Consider the following 19,234-nt stretch of genomic DNA (forward strand, 5'->3'; position numbering starts at 1 on the left):
GCTCCTTGATTCCACTCTTCTCCACACCATATGTATAATTGCACGCTTGAGACCTCTTGATGGCCGCGGCCGTGAACTTCATTGGGAACGGCTGAGGAACTTCCGGGCTCCATAGAGCACGATGGCGGATAACGTCCGCCCAGGGTGACCTGAGAGATAGCGCAGCAGAGAACAGACCGCCCGCGCAAGTGGGTAAGGGTGAAACGGCGGTGTAAGAGACCACCGGGCCTCTGGTAACAGTAGGCCGCATGGCAAGCCTCATCGGGAGCAAGGCCAAGCAGATGGCGGTAAGGGCTGCTCGCCCGTGCCATCGGGTAGGCTGCTAGAGCCTAGCGGTGACGTTAGGTCGAGATGGATGGCCATCCGTGTTATACGTTCGCGTATAACACGACAGAACCCGGGGTATAAGAGGTCTCATTTTTTTCAAACGCTTAGCATATGTATCGGTTTATTTCATAACCGAGTCAGAAAAGAAACATATTGCTTTAAGCGAGTCACTGGGCGAGTTGCCAAGGATTCACGCATTGTTCGTCTACAATGAAACTTACCCAAGCGGTGATGATGCCGTTTGGACCACACATAGCGGGCAACACCGCTTGAGTCATTAGGAGGTCAACATGGAAATCGTCGTTACCGGACGTCACACGCAGATCAAGCAAAGGTTCCGTGATGTTGTCGAGTCCAAGATGAATCGTGTGACCGCTATCGCCCCGGATGCTCAGCGCGCACAGATTGTGCTGACTCATGAGGGCAACCCGCGTCAGGCTGATACCGCCAAGCGCGTGGAGATCACTGTTATCGCAGGCCGTACCGTGGTGCGTGCTGAAGCGTCCAGCACGGATGAGTTCAGCGCACTGGATATGGCGCTCGACAAGCTGACGCTTCGCCTTCGCCGTACCCGCGATCGCCGCAAGGATCATCGCCGTGGCTACACCAACCCGGTGCCGGTCGATTTGGGTGTCGCAGCTCCGGAGCCTGAGGTCGAGGAGGCTGAGGAAGAGCCGAACAACAGCCCGGCCGCCGCAGTTGCTTCCGATCTTGGTCCTGGCGAGTCCGTGGAAGTCCAGGTTGGCGATACACCGATTGTCATCCGTCGTAAGCTGCACATCGCCGAGCCGATGAGCATCGATGAGGCTCTGTATGAGATGGAACTCATCGGGCATGACTTCTTCCTGTTCGTCAACAAGGAAACCGGTCGTCCGTCTGTGGTCTACCATCGTCACGGTTGGAGCTACGGCGTCTTCGAAATTGACACTCCAGAGAACGTCAAGAAGGACTGATTCCCCGCTATAAAGCAATAATCGAATAGCTGATAGGCCGCTTCCCAGAATAGGGAAGCGGCTTTTTTCGTAATTTGGCCGAAAAGATCGCGCAAGCTAGAGGATAGGCGGTATCCTGATACGCGGAACCACCGAAATCAATCAAGGGAGAACTAGTGGTCGATATTGTTGACAAAGCCCTACGTATGGGCGAAGGTCGCCAAATCAAGAAGCTTGAGAATGTCGCCAGGGCAGTGAACGCTCTGGAAGACGAGATTTCCGCCCTGTCCGACGAGGACCTCAAGGCCCAGACCCCGAAGTTCAAGCAGCAGCTGGATAACGGCAAGAGCTTGGACGAGATTATGCCTGAAGCCTTCGCCACTGTGCGTGAGGTCTCCAAGCGCACCCTCGGCCAGCGTCACTTCGATGTGCAGCTTATGGGTGGCGCCGCTCTGCACTGGGGCAACATCGCCGAAATGAAGACCGGTGAAGGTAAGACCCTTGTGGCCACCCTGCCGAGCTACCTCAACGCCCTCGAGGGCAAGGGCGTGCATGTGGTCACCGTCAACGACTATCTGGCCAGCTACCAGAGCGAGCTGATGGGCCGTATCTACCGCTTCCTTGGTATGAACGTCGGCTGCATCATCACCGAGCAGAAGCCGCCGGAGCGCCGCAAGCAGTACAACGCCGACATCACCTACGGCACCAACAACGAATTCGGCTTCGATTACCTGCGCGACAACATGGCTTGGGAGAAGGCCGACCTCGTGCAGCGCGGTCACCACTACGCCATTGTCGATGAGGTCGACTCCATCCTTATCGATGAGGCTCGTACCCCGTTGATTATTTCCGGTCCGGCCGAGGGCGACGTGACCCGTTGGTACCGTCAGTTCGCCAAGCTGGTGTTGAAGCTCACCCGCGATGAGGATTACGATGTCGACGAAAAGAAGAAGGTCGTCGGCATTCTTGACCCGGGCATCACCAAGGTCGAGGACTTCCTCGGTATCGATAACCTGTACGAGCCGGCCAACACCGCTCTGATCGGCTACCTGAACAATGCCATCAAGGCCAAGGAACTGTTCATCAGGGATAAGGACTACGTCGTCACCCAGGGTGAAGTGCTCATCGTCGACGAGCACACCGGCCGTATCCTGCCGGGCCGCCGCTACAACGAGGGCCTGCATCAGGCCATCGAAGCCAAGGAAGGCGTGGAAGTCAAGGCCGAAAACCAGACCTTCGCCACCATCACCCTGCAGAACTACTTCCGCATGTACGACAAGCTCGCAGGCATGACCGGTACCGCAGAAACCGAGGCCGCCGAGTTCATGAACACCTACAAGCTGGGCGTGCTGCCGATTCCGACCAACAAGCCGATGATTCGTAAGGATCAGGACGACCTTATCTTCCGCACCAAGAAGGAAAAGCTCGCCGCCATCGTTAAGGATGTTGCCAAGCGTCACGCTTCCGGCCAGCCGGTGTTGCTCGGTACCGCTTCCGTGGAAAGCTCCGAAGTGGTCTCCACCCTGCTTGACGTTGCCAAGATTCCTCATCAGGTGCTCAACGCTAAGCAGCATGAAAAGGAAGCCGCGGTCGTGGCCGTGGCAGGCCGCAAGGGTGCCGTGACCGTGGCCACCAACATGGCAGGCCGTGGTACCGATATCATGCTCGGCGGCAACGTCGAATTCCTTGCCGATGCCAAGCTCAAGTCCGAAGGCTACTCTCCGGAAGACACTCCGGAAGAGTACGAGAAGCGTTGGCCGGGCACCTTGAATGAGATCAAGGCTCAGGTCAAGGACGAGCATGAGGAAGTCAAGAAGCTTGGCGGCCTGTACGTGCTCGGCACCGAGCGCCACGAATCCCGCCGTATCGACAACCAGCTGCGTGGTCGTTCCGGTCGTCAGGGCGATCCGGGTGAATCCCGCTTCTATCTGTCTCTCGAAGACGATCTGATGCGTCTGTTCAACACCCAGCTCGTGGCTCAGGTCATGGCCAAGGGCATGGAGGAAGGCCAGCCGATCGAATCCAAGTCCGTGACCAAGGGTGTGCGCACCGCACAGAAGGCTGTGGAATCCCGCAACTACGAGATTCGTAAGAACGTGCTGAAGTACGACGACGTGATGAACAAGCAGCGTACCGTCATCTACTCCGAGCGTCAGGCCGTGCTGAAGGGCGAAGACATTCACGAGGATGTTGAGCGCTTCATCTCCGATACCGTTGAGTCCTATGTCAAGGGTGCTGAAAAGGGTTCTGACAAGCCCAAGGATTGGGATTGGGAAGGCCTGTTCAAGGCGCTCAACACCGTGGTGCCTACCAAGGTGACCGTTGAGGAAGCCAAGGAAGCTGCCGGTAAGCTCAAGGGCGAAAAGGCCGTTGAAGCCGTGCGCGACCTGATTGTTGAGGACGCCAAGGAAAAGTACGGCGAGCTGGAGAAGACCATTGGCGAGAGCGGTCTGCGTGACCTCGAGCGCCGCGTGGTGCTTGCTGTGCTCGATCGCAAGTGGCGTGAACACCTCTACGAGATGGATTACCTGAAGGACGGCATCGGTCTGCGTGGTATGGGTCAGCGTGATCCGCTGGTCGAATACCAGCGTGAAGGCTACCAGATGTACAACTCCATGATTGAAGCCATCAAGGAGGAGTCCGTCCAGCTGCTGTTCCACATCGACGTCAAGCAGGTCGCCGCCACCCAGGATGACAGCACCACCGATGATGAGGATGCCGCTGTGGCCGCAGCTGAAGGTGCAACCGGTGTGACCGCAAGCTCCGATGGTGCCGATTCCGCCGCAACCGTGGCTGCTGGCCCGGATGAGGATGGCGAGAGCGAAGAGGAAGCCGCCGAAGGCGAAACCGAAGAAGAATCTGAAGAGGATTCCGAGGAGAAGCAGGCCATCGCCGATTCCGCCGCCGCATCCGCTGCCGGCGACGCCACGCTGCCGGTGGCTGGTCCGGCTCCGATCAGCCACGCTGAGGGCAAGGTTCCGGCTGCCAAGCGTCCGAAGAGCGACGAACTGAAGACCCCGTGGGCCGACGGTCGTATCTTCCCGGGCACTGGCAAGAATGCTCCGTGCCCGTGCGGTTCCGGGCGCAAGTACAAGATGTGCCACGGCCAGAACGAGAAGTGAACTATTCGTCTAAAATAGTTCACTAACAGATGGGGATCACCTGAAAAGGTGGTCCCCATCTGCGTTTTTGATGTATTGTGTTGTGGCTACTTCACTGCGAAACCTTGAGAGACCGCATAGATTTTCAAGCGTCGTTCCCATTCATCAAACAGATCCTGGCTGCGGCCTCCCGGCTTCAAAGCCGGAGCAATCAGACGGGCGAATTCCGCATCAAGTTGACTATAGAACGGCAGATTCTCCCAATCCCTGTTAACTCGTGCGGCCGACTTGGCATAGACGTCATAAATCGGCTGGTTGAAATACGGATCAATGGTGCCGCGTCTAGTCAGATCCTCCACATATCCGGCTGCGGCGGACACGCCACCTGGAGCGCGAAGCTCAACAGAAACAGGATCAAGCTGGAACCATTTCAGGAATGTCATTGCGGCGTTCAGTCGTGCAGGGGACAATCCGGCGCTGACCGCTAATGTTGAACCGCCGATTTCCGCTGTGGCCACTTGGCTTGGATCGGCAAATGCGGGAGGCAATGTCACCTTCCATAATCCTTGGTCCGCGGGGTACGACATCGACAGGATCTTACCAATCCAATTCGCATACGTTACTGTGAGATACGTACCGGATTTGGCGCGCATGTACCGGTTATCCCACATGGGCTCAGCGTTCAGCACACCATCGTCAATACATTGTTGAATGAACGTGGCTACGTTGCGTACCAAATCATTGCGCATATGGAAAACAATCGTTGAATCATTCTCCACTGTCCAAGGCCGCACTCTTGCCGAGCGGAAGAACGAAAGATAATGCTGCACATCGGTGGTATCAAGCACACCCATATATCGGTTGGGATTTCGTTTATGCAATGTTACGCCGGTCTCATAGAAAGCATCCCAAGTATCCGGTACTTCGATCTGATAATGATTGAACAAATCGGCTCGGTAAAACATGGCGGTTTGCGATTGATCACCTGGAATGCCATAGAGTTTGCCAGCATAATGAGCCGACTGCCATGCCGCGCGATCGACTTTGGGGCCAAGCTCCTGTTCCATCGCCTTGCTTGACAAATCTTGCAACGCGCCGGAAGCCGCCAGCTGAGGAAGAGCGGTTCGTTCGACATTGATAATGTCCGGTACTGAACGGTGATTGATGACTCGTTCCCAGTACAGCGATAGCGTATTCTCCTGCGTGCGCCCTTCAATCGGATCAATGACGATATGCGGGTGCGTGCGCATGAACTCATTGATGCGCGGCATGGTTTCGTTGAACGCGTTAGACAACATGGTGAGCACGATGGTGTCGCTTGCACGCCTGATTTCCGCATATGGACCCAGTTTCATCGTTGAGCGTTTATGTGGATTCAGCGAATCGCGCTTCACAAACTCGGCGGTTAACGTGATTGGCTCAGGACGAACTCCTTCAGGGTTGCGAATAGCGTTGACCAATGCATCTGCCGCGCGTTCGGCCAACTGCTCGCTCTTCATGTCAATGGTGCTCAGTGTGGGTGTGAGTAGTGAAGACATCTGTGTGTTGTCGAACCCGATTACCGACACATCCTCTGGAATGCGCAGACCGTTGCGGCGCGCTGCGGTGATAAAACCTGCCGCAAGTTCATCATTGAAGGCGAGCACGGCATCTGTGGGACGAACGAGATACTGCTCCACTGCGGCCTTGCCGCCGGCAACGCTCGGTTCGCATTCGCGCACCACGCGGTAGGTCATGTCATAGCGGAAGGCTGCGGATCGGATATAACGGCGACGGTATTCGTTCGACCATGAACTGGCAGGACCCGCCAAATAGGTTATGGATGAGTGCCCGCTTTCCTTAAGCGCGTGCACTGCATCATCGATGGCTCGTGCCATGTCCACAACAACACTATTTAAACCTGGAGCAGTGCGATTCAACACGATGACCGGTCGAACCAACATAATACGGCGAATATCAGGTTCGCTTAAACGAGAGGACAGCAAGGCTACGCCGTCTACGTTGCGCATCACATATGACATGGCCTTGCGCTCAACTGACGGTTTCTGATCAGTGTCCAACGTGATAAGACCGTAGCCTTTGGTCTCCAAGCGTCGCTGCATCGCATTGACAGTGATGGCATAGAGCGGATTCGTCAGTGTCGGCACGATAGCCGCGATCATGCCAGTGGAGGGGAGTGATTCGCCGGTTGTCTGTGTGGATTGAGTGAGATAGCCGAGCTGCTCGGCTATACGACGAATGCGGAATTCGGTTTTGGCGGCGACTCTACCTGGTTGCCCGAGTGCTCGAGACACGGTTGAGGGGTTGACTCCGGCTTCTCGGGCGATGTCGTAAATCGTGGCTTTATGCTGTGCACGTTCCATAGTTGGCTCCCCTCCAGCGGGTATTGATGGGCAAACATCAACGTTCGGCAATATTATGGCAACCTTTGGCAACAAGTGCAACGAGCTTGCCAGAGTGGACGAATATAAAACATGTCAGCGATACGGACCGCGTGGAAGCGGACAGTATCGCAGGAAGCAACCAACAGACAAGTTCACTTGGAGGAACCATGTCTATTTCTATCACAGCCACCACGAAAGTGACTGGTGCGACGCCCTCCAAAGCCGTGGCATACGCGGTCGAGGACATCGAACGTGACTTGAAAGCCACGATGCTGCCATCCGAATAGCAGGGTGCAAACATCGTTCTGGTCGAAGGACCGCACAATCCGGAAACCTATGAAGTGCGTGTGACCGACGGCAACCTTGAAATCCATGCTGGCGATGACTTCGGCTTCATCTACGGTCTGTACGCGGTCAGCCGTGAAGTGCTTGGCGTCAAGGATTTCTGGTTCTGGAACGATCAGCATTTTGAGCCGGTGCCCAGCTTCGAAGTAGCCGACGATTTCGCTTTGACCAGCAAGCCGACCGCCGTCAAATACAAGGGCTTCTTCATCAACGACGAAGTGCTGCTCGAAGATTGGAAATTCGACAACGATTCCGACAAGACCTGGCGACTGGCCTTCGAAACCGTCTACCGTCTCGGCGGTAACATGGTTATTCCTGGCTCCGGCCAGCGTGGAGAGCCGCATTTGAAGCTTGCTCAGGACATGGGCTTCTATATCAACCAGCATCACGCATGCCCGCTCGGTGCTCGCATGTTCGCTGCTGCCTATCCGGGCGTGCAGCCCAAGTGGCCTGAGGAGGAGCATCGTTTTGAAGCTTTGTGGCGCGAAGCCATTGAAGCTCAGAAGGGTAAGCGCACCGTGTGGACTCTCGGTTTCCGAGGCCAAGGCGATCAGCCGTTCTGGAACTTCGACCCGCGTTACGCCACCGACGAGGCACGCGGCAAGCTGCTCTCTGAGATCATCCAGCGTCAATACGACATGGTTCAGGCTGCCGACCCGGGTGCCCAATGCGTGATTTACCTGTACGGTGAAGCTATGGAACTCTACCGTGCCGGAGTCTTGACTTACCCGAAGCAGGTGGCCAAGATTTGGGCCGACAACGGTTTCGGACGCATGGTTTCCCGCCGTCAGGAAAACAATAATCCGCGTGTGCCTGCCATGCCAACCAACGATGGCGACAACGGCATCTACTATCACGCCAGTTTCTACGATTTGCAGGCCGCCAACCATACCACCGATATCACCAACGATCCGCGACTTGTGGCCAAGGAGCTGGAAGATGTGATTGACAACGGTGGCGACGATGTGTGGATTGTCAACGCATCCAACATCAAGCCGCACGTCTACTTCCTCAACTTCATTGCAGCCATCTGGCGTGAAGGCAAGATCGACTTCGAGAAGGTAGCCAAGCAGTACATTGCCGACTACTACGGCGAAGAGAACGTGGACGCCGTCTTCAACCTGTACGAGGAGTACTGGAAGGCAGCCGTGCAGTACGGTCCGAACTGGGATGATCACGCCGGCGAGCAGTACTTCAACCATGTACCGCGCATGCTCATCACCCAATGGCTACGCGATAAGCAAGCTCCCGCGCAGGATCTGCGCTGGATGCACGATGGCAAGAATCTCAAGGAACAAATCGAGTTCTACCGCAACCTGATCGCCCCGGCAGCCGACCGCTACGCTGACCTGGCCGACAAAGTGGAGCTAGCCGCCATTTCCGCCGAACTACGCGGAGATGAGGACGCTGCCGAACTCATTCGCGATTCCATTGGTGTGGAAGTCGGCATCTACGAACATTCCGTGGCCGCCTCCGTACACGTGTGTGATGCATTGCTCGCAGGATACGACGAAGACTGGCAGCACGCGTTTTATGACGCCGGACTCGCCTCTGAGGAATTCACCGCAGGCGACCATGCGATGCGCGACCGCGAACACGGCAAATGGGAAGGCTTCTGGCGCAACGACTGCCTGACCGACATCAAGCAATCCGCTTGGGTATGCGAGCAGCTCATGGGCTACTTGCGCTGCGTAGGCGATGGCCCACACTACTTCCAGTGGCTGCGTGACTTCATGTACCCGGCTTGGGAGAAGGATGTGTTCGTAATCATGAACATGGAGAACCATCCAACCGATCGTGAAATCTTCGCCGCCATGAAAGCCAAGTGGGGCAAGTAATCCTCATAATTCGTAACAGTCAATGAACGATTATCGGCCCGGCAATGCTGGGCCGAGCAAAGAAAGGAATGCTGTAATGACACAGCAGGCAGCAGCTCCTGAGGCTAAGGCGCCTCAAGGACGCAAAATCAAGCTCATCAACGCCATCGGATATGCGTTCGGTGATTTCTACGGCGGCGGCTTCGGCCAAATCGCCACGTACCTGACTCTCTTCTGGACCACGTTCGCTGGCCTCAAGGTGGCCCAGGCCGGTTCCATCGTCGGCATCGCCACCATGCTCGCCGCATTCTCCGCACTGGTGTTCGGCACTCTGTCCGACAACCTGTACAAGTACAAGATCGGTCGTAAATTTGGCCGCCGTCGTTTCCTGATTCTGCTTGGCGTGCCGACCCTGCTCGTCACCATTCTGATGTTCGTGCCGGGACTGCCGGTATGGGCCTACTTCGTGGTGTACGCGCTGTGGATCATCGCCAACCAGCTGATTATGACCCCGTACTCGGTGCTGCCGAACGAAATGACCACCGACTTCAACGGCCGCACCATGCTTTCCACCACGCGTATGCTGTTCTCCGGCATCTCCACCGCCGTGATTCCGCTGGGCATGGCCGCCTTCCTGAAGGCTTTGGGAGATAAGCAAAGCTCCTCCTACACCATTTCGATGGGCTTCTTCATCGTGCTGTTCGCCGTGTTCGTGTTCATCGCCTACAAGTCCACTTGGGAGCTCACTCCTGAAGAGGCAGGATTTGACGAGGCCGCCATCGAGGCCGAAAAGAAGGAACCGTTTAACTTCGGCAAGTGGCTCAAGGGAGTGTCCGATATCTTCGTCGGTTACTTCTCCACCCTGCGCAACAAGACCTTCCGCAAGCACATCCTCATCTACCTGCTTGGCCAGTCCTTCCTGGACATCTTCGGCCAGGTGTGGCTGTTCTTCGTGCTCTACAACCTCAACAAGCCGGTCGCATTCGGCTCCGCACTGCTGGGCATGGCTCTGATTGGCGAACCGTTGAAGCCGGTCTTCGGCTGGATCTTCGCCAAGCTCGGCCCGCGCAAGATGTTCTCCCTGAACTTTGCAGGCGCCATTCTGGGCCTGCTGGGCCTGTGGGCCCTGTGGCAGACCGCATCCCAGAACAACACCACTGCATGGAATGTTGCACTGTACGTGGTCATGATTTGGTGGCTGATCTTCCGCGCTATGACCTGGTTCATTCCGTGGAACGTGTTCCCGTTCATCCCGGATGTCGATATGATCATGGCCGGCGAGAACCGCGGTGGTCTGTACATCGGCTTCCAGCAGTTCGCCCGTAAGATCACGGCAGGCCTGTCCGCCATGGCATGGGGCTGGTTCCTCGGCGCCAACGGCTTCGTGGAGGAGGCCTTCAAGGCCGGTAAGCCACAGCCTGAGCAGGCCGTGAATGCCATTGGTACCGTGCTTGTCTGGTGGATCATCGCCGGCCTTGCCGTGGCCTGGATCATCTCCTTCACCATGAAGCTCGACAAGAACACCGACGCCGTGCTGCTGAAGGAAATCGACCGTCTGAAGGCCGGCGGCAAGAAGGCTGACGTCGATCCGGCAACCAAGAAGGTCGTCGAACAGCTCACCGGCATCAAGTACGAGCAGTGCTGGCCGCAAACCACCGAGTGATGTGGCAGGATTGACTACTTGATACTGAATAATCAGCCAATTGCAAAATAGCTGATGAACGCACTGGCTCCCCTTCCCTGAGGGGGAGCCTTTTGCGTCATATTTTGCAATATGGAAGTTTGCGTCTCGTGAAACGCGTGGCCATTACAATGAGCCGCGTTACTAGCTATCGGGCGCTAATGTGCGTCAAGGAGGAACAATGGCAGAGATCACATGGAAGTCGATTCTCACCAAGCTGGTCGGGGGAGACCACCTGAGCGCCGAGGAATCCGAGTGGTTCGTTGATGATCTGATGAAGGGCAATGCGAATCCCGCAGCAGTGGGTGCGGCGCTCGCCATGCAGCAGCAGCTGGGTCTGACCGCCGAAGAAGTGTCGGGTGCAGCCAAGGCTATGGTGTCTCATGCTGTGCCGCTGAATGTTTCCGGCGAGACCACGGATATCGTGGGTACTGGCGGCGACGGCTTTGCCACGGTGAACCTTTCCACGATGGGTGCCGTGGTGGCAGCTGCAGCCGGCGTGAAAATCGTCAAGCACGGTAACCGCGCCGCATCCTCGAAGTGCGGTGCAGCCGATGTTCTGGAAGCTCTGGGTTTGCCGCTCGATTTGAAGCCGGAAGCCGTGGGTGAGGTCGGTGACGAAGTGGGCATCACGTTCGCCTTCGCCCGTACCTTCCACCCGGCAATGCGTTTTGTGGGCCCGGTTCGCGCGGCCCTCGGCATCCCGTGCGTGTTCAACGTGCTTGGTCCGTTGACCAACCCGGCCAAGCCGGCGCATGTGGCCATCGGCTGCGCCAACCGTGCCATGAGCCCGATTATGGCAGGTGCTTATGCGGCGGCCGGCCAGTCCGGCATGGTCTACACCTCGCATGAGGGCATGGATGAGCTCGCTCCCACCGGTCCGGTCTCCGTTTGGGAGATTCGCGACGGCAAGGTTACCGAAACTGACTTCGACCCGACCGTTGATCTCGGCCTCGCCAAGATTGATGTCGCCGATCTGAAGGGCGGCGAACCTGAAGTCAATGCTGCAGCATTCCGCGATTTCCTGGCAGGCAAGGATGTGCCGTCCCGCTCCACCGCATTGCTCAACGCTGCTTCCGCTATCGTGGCTGACGGGCACCTGGTGGGTGATGGTTCGCTGGCTGAGCGTTTCGCTGAAGCCTACAAGATTGCCGAGGATGCTGTCGATTCCGGCAAGGCCGAAGCGCTGCTGAACAAGTGGATTGAGACCGCCAAGTCCAAGGCCTGATTTCATAGCGGTCAAGCTGTACAGCCAATCATCATTGGTTATCGAGCTCCCCTCATGCGAGGGGAGCTTTTTATATCTCAATATTGATGCAACCATTTTGGCAACAATGGCAACAATTAGGATGAATGGGAACGCAAACTTTATCCTTAAACCATATCCGGCCGATGACGGCATGGAATCATGGGAGGAACATCGTGAGTTCGTTTTCGGAATTCGGGTCGCTGGTCAAAAAACGGCACAAGCCGAAAGACAAACCGACTGACACGAAAGTGGCATTGGGTTTTCTGGCACCTTGGTTGATTGGCGCGTTGTTCCTAAGCCTGATTCCTATGGTGGATTCGTTGGTGATTTCTTTCACCAAATACAACATGATCAAACCGCCCCAATTTGTTGGTCTGATGAACTATCGGCATATGCTCGCCGACCCCAGATTCATCAATTCACTTACTGTCACGTTGATTTACGTGGTTATCTCTGTACCGTTGCAGCTTGTTGCCGCTCTCGCCTTGGCTGTACTGCTGGACCGAGGCATGCGCGGACTTGCCTTCTACCGTTCGGCGTTCTACCTGCCTTCGATGTTGGGCGGCTCGGTGGCCGTGGCGGTGCTGTGGAAGATGGTCTTCGGCTCAGACGGCCTGTTCAATGCATTGTTGGGATTGCTTGGTATTGATACATCAATGTCGTGGATAGCCAACCCTGATACCGCCAACTGGACGCTCATCGCCTTACACGTATGGCAGTTTGGCTCGCCGATGGTCATCTTCCTTGCCGGTCTGCGTCAGATACCGCGCGAGCTTTACGAGGCAGCCAGCGTGGATGGTGCCGGCAAATGGCGCCAATTCCGATCTATCACCTTGCCGATGCTCAGTCCGATTATCTTCTTCAATCTGGTGATGAGCGTGATCAACTCGTTCCAGACCTTCACGCAAGCGTATGTGGTTTCCGGCGGCACTGGTGGACCATCTGACTCCACACTGTTCTACACGCTGTACCTATATCAGCAAGGTTTCGCCTCATTGCGTATGGGATACGCGTCCGCGTTGGCTTGGATCATGGTGCTGATCGTGGCCGCGCTTACTGGAATCAATTTCGCTCTTTCGAAGTTCTGGGTGCATTACGATGACTGACGTTGCAACGATGTATGCCATGCTGAATCCTCCTCAATCCATCAAGGAGACCACTATGCGTGAGATGCGTGAACGGATGCGGCAACAAGCGTATGCCGAACTTGGTTCCGGTGCGGGGATGCAGCCCCATCGCGGCCGTAGTATTGCGCGCGTAGTGGGTTCTGTTGCCAAGCAGATTCTGATACTGTTGCTCGCAATCCTGATGCTGTATCCGATTCTGTGGATGATTGCAAGCTCTCTGCGCCCGCAAAGTGAGATATTCACCAATATGGGGTTGCTGGTCACCAAACCAGTCTGGGAAAACTATGTTGCCGGATGGAATGCATTGAGCTACCCGTTCGGTCGGTACATTCTCAACTCGCTGATTATCGTGGTATTTGCCATCATCGGCAACATCCTCACCTGTTCGATGGCTGCCTACGCATTCGCCCGTTTGAACTTCCGATTCCGCGGCATGCTGTTCGGATTCATGCTTCTGATGCTCATGATTCCGATTCATGTGATTGTGATTCCTCAGTACATCATGTGGAATTCGCTGCACCTGATCAACACCTTTGTGCCGTTAATCGTGCCGAAGTTCTTGGCTATGGATGGGTTCTTCACCTTCCTCTTCTACCAGTTCCTGCGCGGACTGCCGCATGATTTGGATGAAGCCGCCAAAATCGACGGTGCCGGTCATATTCGTATCTTTTTCCAGATTTTGCTGCCGTTAATGAAGCCCGCCATCGGCACTTGCGCGGTATTCACATTCATCTGGACATGGAACGACTTCTTCAGCCAGCTGTTGTACTTGACCAAACCGGATATGTACACCGTGCCGATCGCATTGCGTACATTCATCGACTCACAATCCCAATCCAGCTATGGACCGATGTTTGCCATGAGTGTGGTTTCGTTGATTCCGCTGTTCTTGGTATTTACATTCGGCCAAAAGTATCTCGTTCAGGGAATTGCCACGACGGGAGGCAAGTGATGAATCGTGTGTGGAAGAAAGTAATGGCAGCTGGATTGGCTACGGTGACGTTGTGCAGTGCCGCTGCGTGCGGTAGCTCAGTTGGCGCTTCTGATGTGCCGGTGGTACCGGCTGATGGCGATGTGACGATTCGTCTCAACTGGTGGGGTGGCGACGCCCGCATCAAAGCCACCGAGCAAGCGGTTAAGGGTTTCGAAGCCGAGCATCCGAATATCCATGTCGATATGGAATACTCGGATTGGACCGGCTACTGGGACAAGCTCGCCGTGCAATCCGCAGGTGGTAACGCGCCGGATGTGATGCAGATGGACGAGCTGTATCTCGCTTTTTACGGTTCTATGGGCTCACTGCTCGATTTGAACAAGGCTTCTCAATATTTGGATTTGAGCACGATGGATGCGTCGCTTAAATCGATGGGGCAAGTCGAAGGCGAGCAGGTGGCGGCTCCAGCCACAACCGCACAATACGGTGTCATCGTCAACAACGATGTGCTAGATTCTCTGGGCCTTACACTACCGGATACCGACCAATGGACATGGAATGATTTTGAAAAATTCGCTCAACAGGTAACTGAACGTTCAGCCGGGCAATACATCGGATCGATTGCTCCAAACAATGGATACGGCTTGCAATTATGGGCACGTCAGCATGGTGAGAGCCTGTTTAAGGGCAATGCCATTACCATCTCGCCGAAAACGCTTGCATCATTTCTGCAATTGCCTGCTGATTGGGCGAAGAATGGTATTGAAGGCAATGCTGAACGTTGGAGTGAGAACACGGCAGCCAGCTTGAACGATACGGATTTCGGCAAAGGTAAGCAAGCCATGATGATTACGCAGGCAACGATGATTACACCATACGCTGAAGCTGCGGGTACACAGAACATGACGGTGGTACCTATGCCTCAGGTGACTCCCGGGGCAAAGACCATGTACTTGAAGCCCGGCATGTATTGGGCCATTTCCTCCGGCTCGCAGCATCCCGCCGAGGCGGCCATGTTGATTGATTATCTGATCAATAACAAGCAAGCAGGTGCGGTCCTCGGCACCGAGCGCGGTATACCGGCGAGCAACGATATTCGTAAGATGCTTGCCGGCAGTGCCTCGGGTACTGACAAATCAGCACTGAATTTTGTGGACGATATTCAACCCACTATCGGCAAGGCTCCGGCAATCACGCCAAACGGTGCATCCGAATTGGACAAGACCATTGTTCGTTATCAGCAGGATGTCGTCTTCGGTAAACGAAAGCCATTGGAGGCTGCCAAGTCGATGATCGCCGAGCTGCAAGAATCCATCGATTTTGCCTCATAAACCGATATTCCTCGATCAGCCTCAACTAGACTGTAGGTTTTTCAACACTGACTGTAGGATTTCTGACACTGACTGTAGGATTTCTGACACTGACTGTAGGATTTCCAACGAAAAACGTTCAAAAACCTACAGTCAGTGTTGAAAAACCTACAGTCAGGATATGTCAAAGGAGAATGGTGCTTGAGCGTGAACCTGCCGAGGCTACACGCGTGCGCCGTCGTCGAAATAGCCGCCTTTGTCTCCGGGACGGTTTTTGCGAGTGAGCGCTTTGTACATGAGATTGCCAAGGCCGATGATTGTGCATACGCCAAACGCAATGTTCAGTATGGTGCTGAGCACTGGAACGCTGTATAGCGCGGGTACGAGAATCATCACCAAGGTGCCAACCACGCCGATAACCAACAGAGCCACCGATAATACGGTCGAAGCGTGAGCCGGCCCCAAATCCGGGTTCGGAGGAGTGAAGCCGCCATCATCGTAACGGTCCATCACATCATCGGTATCAAGCCAACTCGAGCCGGTGAAATCGCGCGGGCCTCGGCTCTGCTGTGAACGCTCGTGAAATGGGCGAACGCCATCAGTGAAGGCGCCGGCATCCAAATCGTCCACGGAAAGCAGTGCCTCCTTCTCCCGCTTCTTGGCCTGCTTTTCGAATTTTTTGGCTTGCCGAGAAGACGCCACATCATTGAGGTCGGCCTTATGCTCGGCTTCGAATGCCGCCCAAGCGGCATCGAGATCATCATGCTTTGCACCATCATCCGGCGTGGGTGTTGTCGGCTCGTCAGCTGCGTTGGTATTGTTGAGGTCAGTCATATACACCACTCTAATCTGATGCCCCAAACCGCGCAGGGAGGGAAACGCCAAGTGCTGTACTGGTTCTTCGTTAAAGTTTTTGGTCCTATTGCTCGTCATCGTCTCGGCCCCACCGTTTCCGGCTTGAACAATGTGCCGCGCTCCGGTGGCGCCATCATTGCAGCCAACCATCTGGCGGTGATTGATGATGCGCTGATTCCGATTACCTGCCCGCGCATGGTGCATTTCATGGGTAAGGCCGAATATTTTGAAGGCAAGGGCTTGAAGGGCAAGTTCAAGAAGTGGTGGTTCACTTCCGTGGGCGTGTTCCCTGTGGATCGCTCCGGCGGCAATAAGTCGCTCGGCGCTCTCGAGCATGCGCGTGAGATTATCGAGGATGGTCACCTGTTCGGCATCCACATCGAAGGCACGCGCAGCCCTGACGGCCGCATGTACAAGGGGCACACCGGTGTGGCACGCCTCGCTCTGGAAACCGGTTGCCCGATTGTGCCGGTGGCACTGATTGGTTCGGATTTGTTGCAGCCTATTGGTACTTCGATTCCAAAGAAAGGCAAGACCCAGGTCAAATATGGTAAGCCGATTGAGGTTTCCAAGAAGTCTGCTGATGAAATCACCCACGCTGAACTTCGCGAGTTGACTGATCGTGTGTCTGCCGCCATTCAGGCCATGAGTGGTCAGGAATACGTGGACGAATACGCTCAGAAGGTCAAGGCTGAAATGAAGGCTGCTAAGGAAGCAAAGGAAACTGCGGCAACTGAGTAAATCGTCAGCCTTCACCAAGGGTCACCAAGGGTCACGAATAAACCGCTAATACTAATAATGGCTCCCTCGTCATCGTGAGGGAGCCATTATTAGTATTCACAGCATTATCTGCCGCAAAAACTATATATTGTCGAGTCACACCACGGTCAGTGTGATAACGGTCGGGGTACCGTTTTCGTCACGCAGTCGCACGGTTTCGCCAGCCTTGGGGCTTTGGATACGAACTTCATGCGTCAAATCGCCAAGAGGTGCAGACTTCTTCACCGTGAACCCGAGCTTCTCCAATTGCTTGGCAGCATCGTCGTAGGTCATGCCTACCACATTGGGCAAAACAGTGGTTTCCGGTCCTTTGGAAATCACCACATCAACACTATCGCCCCATTTGAGCTGTGTTCCAGCTTTCTGCGAAGATGAAATCACAGTGCCGGAAGCAATTTTATCGTCAAATTCTTCAGTGATATTCGCAGTGAGCTTCAGATCACTGAACGTTGAGATCATCTCATCTTTGGTCTTACCGACAATATCGGGCATGCTGACCGGCATAGGACCTTTACTCAGCGTGATGGTCACCTCAGCATCATGCTTTACTGTAGTGCCGGGATCGGGGGAGATGGTTAATGCTGCGCCTTCCGGAACATCCATCGAATACTGATCGCCAGATTCATCATGGGTAATGTTGCTGAATCCCGCGTTCTTCAATGCGTTCAGTGGATCCTTGCCATTGGCTGAAGTCGGATCAAGAATATCGTCCGGCACAGTAACCATGTGTGCGCCCTTGGATACTACGATCTCAATCTGCTGATTACTGCGCTTGCCCACATGGCTGTGCACAAATGCTTCAGTCTTATCGATGGTTGCTGAAATAATCTTGCCCTTGTCGACGGTATCGCTGAACTGCTCCGAAGAGGTATACGGGATGCCGGCCGTTTTGAGCAAGCTCTCATAGGTAGACCAGTCCGCTCCGGAAAGCGAGCATTGGGTATCGTCAGTAGTGCAGGACACATCTTCAGGCTGTGGCACACTCCAGTAGCTGCCGGGGCCCACATACCACCACCAGCCAAAGCCTCCGCCTACGCATACGAGCACCATTGCTACGATGGCGGCGATAATCAGCGCAATCTTGCGATGTGATTTTTTCGTTGGATGGTCAGGGGAGGGTACTTCAGATGCGGACTCGCCAACCGCATGAATGGTGCCGGATGAATGCAGCGCCTGAGTGGGTTCGCCCGCCATTTGGGGCAACACCTGCGTCTCGCCGTCATCAGGCGCACTGTTTTGACGCATCACGCGAGTTTGATCGATGCCATTCGCATTGGAGGGAGAAGCTGCAGTGGAATTGAGTGCAGTGGTAGGGGCAATCGGAGCGGAAGCCGAAATGTTTCCAGCTGCTCCCAGCTGATTGTTTGTTGCCGATGCCGATGCCGATGCTGGTGGCACTGGCGGCGCCAATGGTGCCGATTGCATGGCCGTAAGATGTTCCGCGGACTTACCGATGGTACCCACCAATGCCGGTGCCGTGGCATCATTACGATTCGATCCAGCCGTTTCAGCATGGAAACGATATTGCCATGCCTCCAACGGCAGTTTCGCAGCCAATTGCCGCAATTCCGACGCGGCCTCAGTACCGTCTTTTGGTCGAGCTTCGACAGCACGCGCAGTCAAATGCGAGATGAATGCCGCCACCGTGGGGTCGATGCCGGAGCAAACCGTGGCAATGGATGGCACATCCTCATGCACATGCTTGAAAACCAGGGTCACCGGATTATCGGAATCAAAAGGTACTTTGCCGGCGAGCATCTCCCATGCCATGATGCCCACCGAATACAAGTCACCTTGCGGCGTGGCCAGATTGTTCTCAATCATTTCCGGCGCAAGATAGGCAGCCGTGCCCAGCAGCATGCCGGTCGAACTGAGAGTGGCCTGACTAGCGGCTTTGGCAAGACCGAAATCAGTAATCTGTACATGGCCGCGATCATTGAGCAGAATATTCTCCGGCTTGATGTCACGATGCACCACGCCGATACGATGCGCGGAAGCTAGACCATCCAGCGTTTCCGCGATGATGCGCAAGGTTTCCCTCACCGAGAACGTACCCTGCACATTCATCTCATGGCGCAGATTAATGCCATGCACATATTCCATGACCAGAAAATCAAGACCATTGAATTCGCCGGTATCATACACCTGAACAATATGCGGATTGGCGATGGCCGCAGCGGAATTAGCTTCGCGACGGAAACGTTCAACGAATTGGGCGCGATGAGGTCCCTGAGCCAGCTGCGTATGCATCACTTTGATGGCCACAGTGCGGCCCAGACGCTCATCGACCGCTTCATACACGGTAGCCATGCCACCTTCGGCGATATTGCGCACAATGCGGTAGCGTCCCTCAATCATCTGCGCGGGCTCGTTCTCACTCATGAAATCGTAC

At 55.2% G+C, this 19,234-nt stretch carries 12 protein-coding genes and 1 other RNA gene; 10 read left to right on the forward strand and 3 right to left on the reverse strand.

The features are described from left to right. The first annotated feature begins 47 nt into the window (after nt 1–47). The 3 genes from rnpB to secA all read left to right on the forward strand — a co-directional run bounded on the left by rnpB (nt 48) and on the right by secA (nt 4,381). An RNA gene (gene rnpB / locus BISA_RS12205) (RNase P RNA component class A) lies at nt 48–421 on the forward strand. Between the two features lie 196 nt (nt 422–617). Next, nucleotides 618–1,280 (forward strand): ribosome hibernation-promoting factor, HPF/YfiA family, encoded by a 663-nt coding sequence (hpf, locus tag BISA_RS02895; protein ID WP_033890100.1) that lies wholly within the window; start codon nt 618–620, stop codon nt 1,278–1,280. A gap of 155 nt (nt 1,281–1,435) precedes the next feature. Next, entirely contained in the window at nt 1,436–4,381 is a 2,946-nt protein-coding gene (gene secA, locus BISA_RS02900; protein WP_033890101.1) for a preprotein translocase subunit SecA, read from the forward strand. Nucleotides 4,382–4,467: 86 nt separating this feature from the next. On the opposite strand, the gene BISA_RS12185 is transcribed toward secA, so the two are convergent. After that, complete coding sequence (locus BISA_RS12185; RefSeq protein ID WP_051917306.1) at nt 4,468–6,723, reverse strand: extracellular solute-binding protein; 2,256 nt, start codon at nt 6,721–6,723, stop codon at nt 4,468–4,470. 368 nt (nt 6,724–7,091) lie between these two features. Between BISA_RS12185 and BISA_RS11865 the strand changes: the two genes are divergently transcribed. The 6 genes from BISA_RS11865 to BISA_RS02935 all read left to right on the forward strand — a co-directional run bounded on the left by BISA_RS11865 (nt 7,092) and on the right by BISA_RS02935 (nt 15,228). Beyond that, complete coding sequence (locus tag BISA_RS11865) at nt 7,092–8,927, forward strand: glycosyl hydrolase 115 family protein (protein ID WP_051917307.1); 1,836 nt, start codon at nt 7,092–7,094, stop codon at nt 8,925–8,927. Nucleotides 8,928–9,003: 76 nt separating this feature from the next. Beyond that, complete coding sequence (locus BISA_RS02915) at nt 9,004–10,569, forward strand: MFS transporter (protein WP_033890103.1); 1,566 nt, start codon at nt 9,004–9,006, stop codon at nt 10,567–10,569. 199 nt (nt 10,570–10,768) lie between these two features. After that, nucleotides 10,769–11,815 (forward strand): anthranilate phosphoribosyltransferase, encoded by a 1,047-nt coding sequence (gene trpD, locus BISA_RS02920; RefSeq protein WP_033890104.1) that lies wholly within the window; start codon nt 10,769–10,771, stop codon nt 11,813–11,815. 194 nt (nt 11,816–12,009) lie between these two features. Then, the gene (locus tag BISA_RS02925; RefSeq protein WP_033890105.1) at nt 12,010–12,942 is read left to right on the forward strand and encodes a carbohydrate ABC transporter permease; all 933 of its coding nucleotides are present in this window, start codon (nt 12,010–12,012) and stop codon (nt 12,940–12,942) included. Further along, nucleotides 12,935–13,915: a carbohydrate ABC transporter permease gene (locus tag BISA_RS02930; RefSeq protein ID WP_237746074.1), complete on the forward strand. Its 981-nt coding sequence runs from the start codon at nt 12,935–12,937 to the stop codon at nt 13,913–13,915. The genes BISA_RS02925 and BISA_RS02930 overlap by 8 nt, the downstream gene beginning before the upstream one ends. 23 nt (nt 13,916–13,938) lie before the next feature. After that, nucleotides 13,939–15,228 carry an ABC transporter substrate-binding protein gene (locus BISA_RS02935; RefSeq protein ID WP_161786504.1) on the forward strand — a complete coding sequence of 430 codons (1,290 nt, stop codon included), beginning with the start codon at nt 13,939–13,941 and terminating at the stop codon, nt 15,226–15,228. 201 nt (nt 15,229–15,429) lie between these two features. Here the strand turns inward: BISA_RS02935 and BISA_RS02940 are convergent, their stop codons facing one another. Further along, entirely contained in the window at nt 15,430–16,041 is a 612-nt protein-coding gene (locus BISA_RS02940) for a hypothetical protein (protein ID WP_033890107.1), read from the reverse strand. A 51-nt stretch (nt 16,042–16,092) separates the two neighbouring features. Here BISA_RS02940 and BISA_RS02945 point away from each other — a divergent pair, with 51 nt between their 5' ends. Then, complete coding sequence (locus BISA_RS02945; RefSeq protein WP_033890108.1) at nt 16,093–16,803, forward strand: lysophospholipid acyltransferase family protein; 711 nt, start codon at nt 16,093–16,095, stop codon at nt 16,801–16,803. A gap of 135 nt (nt 16,804–16,938) precedes the next feature. Here the strand turns inward: BISA_RS02945 and BISA_RS02950 are convergent, their stop codons facing one another. Beyond that, nucleotides 16,939–19,224, reverse strand: a complete 2,286-nt coding sequence (locus tag BISA_RS02950; RefSeq protein ID WP_033890109.1) for a Stk1 family PASTA domain-containing Ser/Thr kinase — start codon at nt 19,222–19,224, stop codon at nt 16,939–16,941. Nucleotides 19,225–19,234 lie beyond the last annotated feature (10 nt).

The sequence above is a fragment of the Bifidobacterium saguini DSM 23967 genome (genome assembly GCF_000741715.1).
GTDB classification, from domain to species: domain Bacteria; phylum Actinomycetota; class Actinomycetes; order Actinomycetales; family Bifidobacteriaceae; genus Bifidobacterium; species Bifidobacterium saguini.

What these genes read in the sequence shown, in the direction of transcription:
- hpf (WP_033890100.1), top strand. Translation starts at nt 618, where the DNA reads ATGGAAATCGTCGTTACCGGACGTCACACGCAGATCAAGCAAAGGTTC.
- BISA_RS12185 (WP_051917306.1), bottom strand. Translation starts at nt 6,723, where the DNA reads ATGGAACGTGCACAGCATAAAGCCACGATTTACGACATCGCCCGAGAA.
- BISA_RS02915 (WP_033890103.1), top strand. Translation starts at nt 9,004, where the DNA reads ATGACACAGCAGGCAGCAGCTCCTGAGGCTAAGGCGCCTCAAGGACGC.
- trpD (WP_033890104.1), top strand. Translation starts at nt 10,769, where the DNA reads ATGGCAGAGATCACATGGAAGTCGATTCTCACCAAGCTGGTCGGGGGA.
- BISA_RS02930 (WP_237746074.1), top strand. Translation starts at nt 12,935, where the DNA reads ATGACTGACGTTGCAACGATGTATGCCATGCTGAATCCTCCTCAATCC.
- BISA_RS02935 (WP_161786504.1), top strand. Translation starts at nt 13,939, where the DNA reads ATGGCAGCTGGATTGGCTACGGTGACGTTGTGCAGTGCCGCTGCGTGC.
- BISA_RS02940 (WP_033890107.1), bottom strand. Translation starts at nt 16,041, where the DNA reads ATGACTGACCTCAACAATACCAACGCAGCTGACGAGCCGACAACACCC.
- BISA_RS02950 (WP_033890109.1), bottom strand. Translation starts at nt 19,224, where the DNA reads ATGAGTGAGAACGAGCCCGCGCAGATGATTGAGGGACGCTACCGCATT.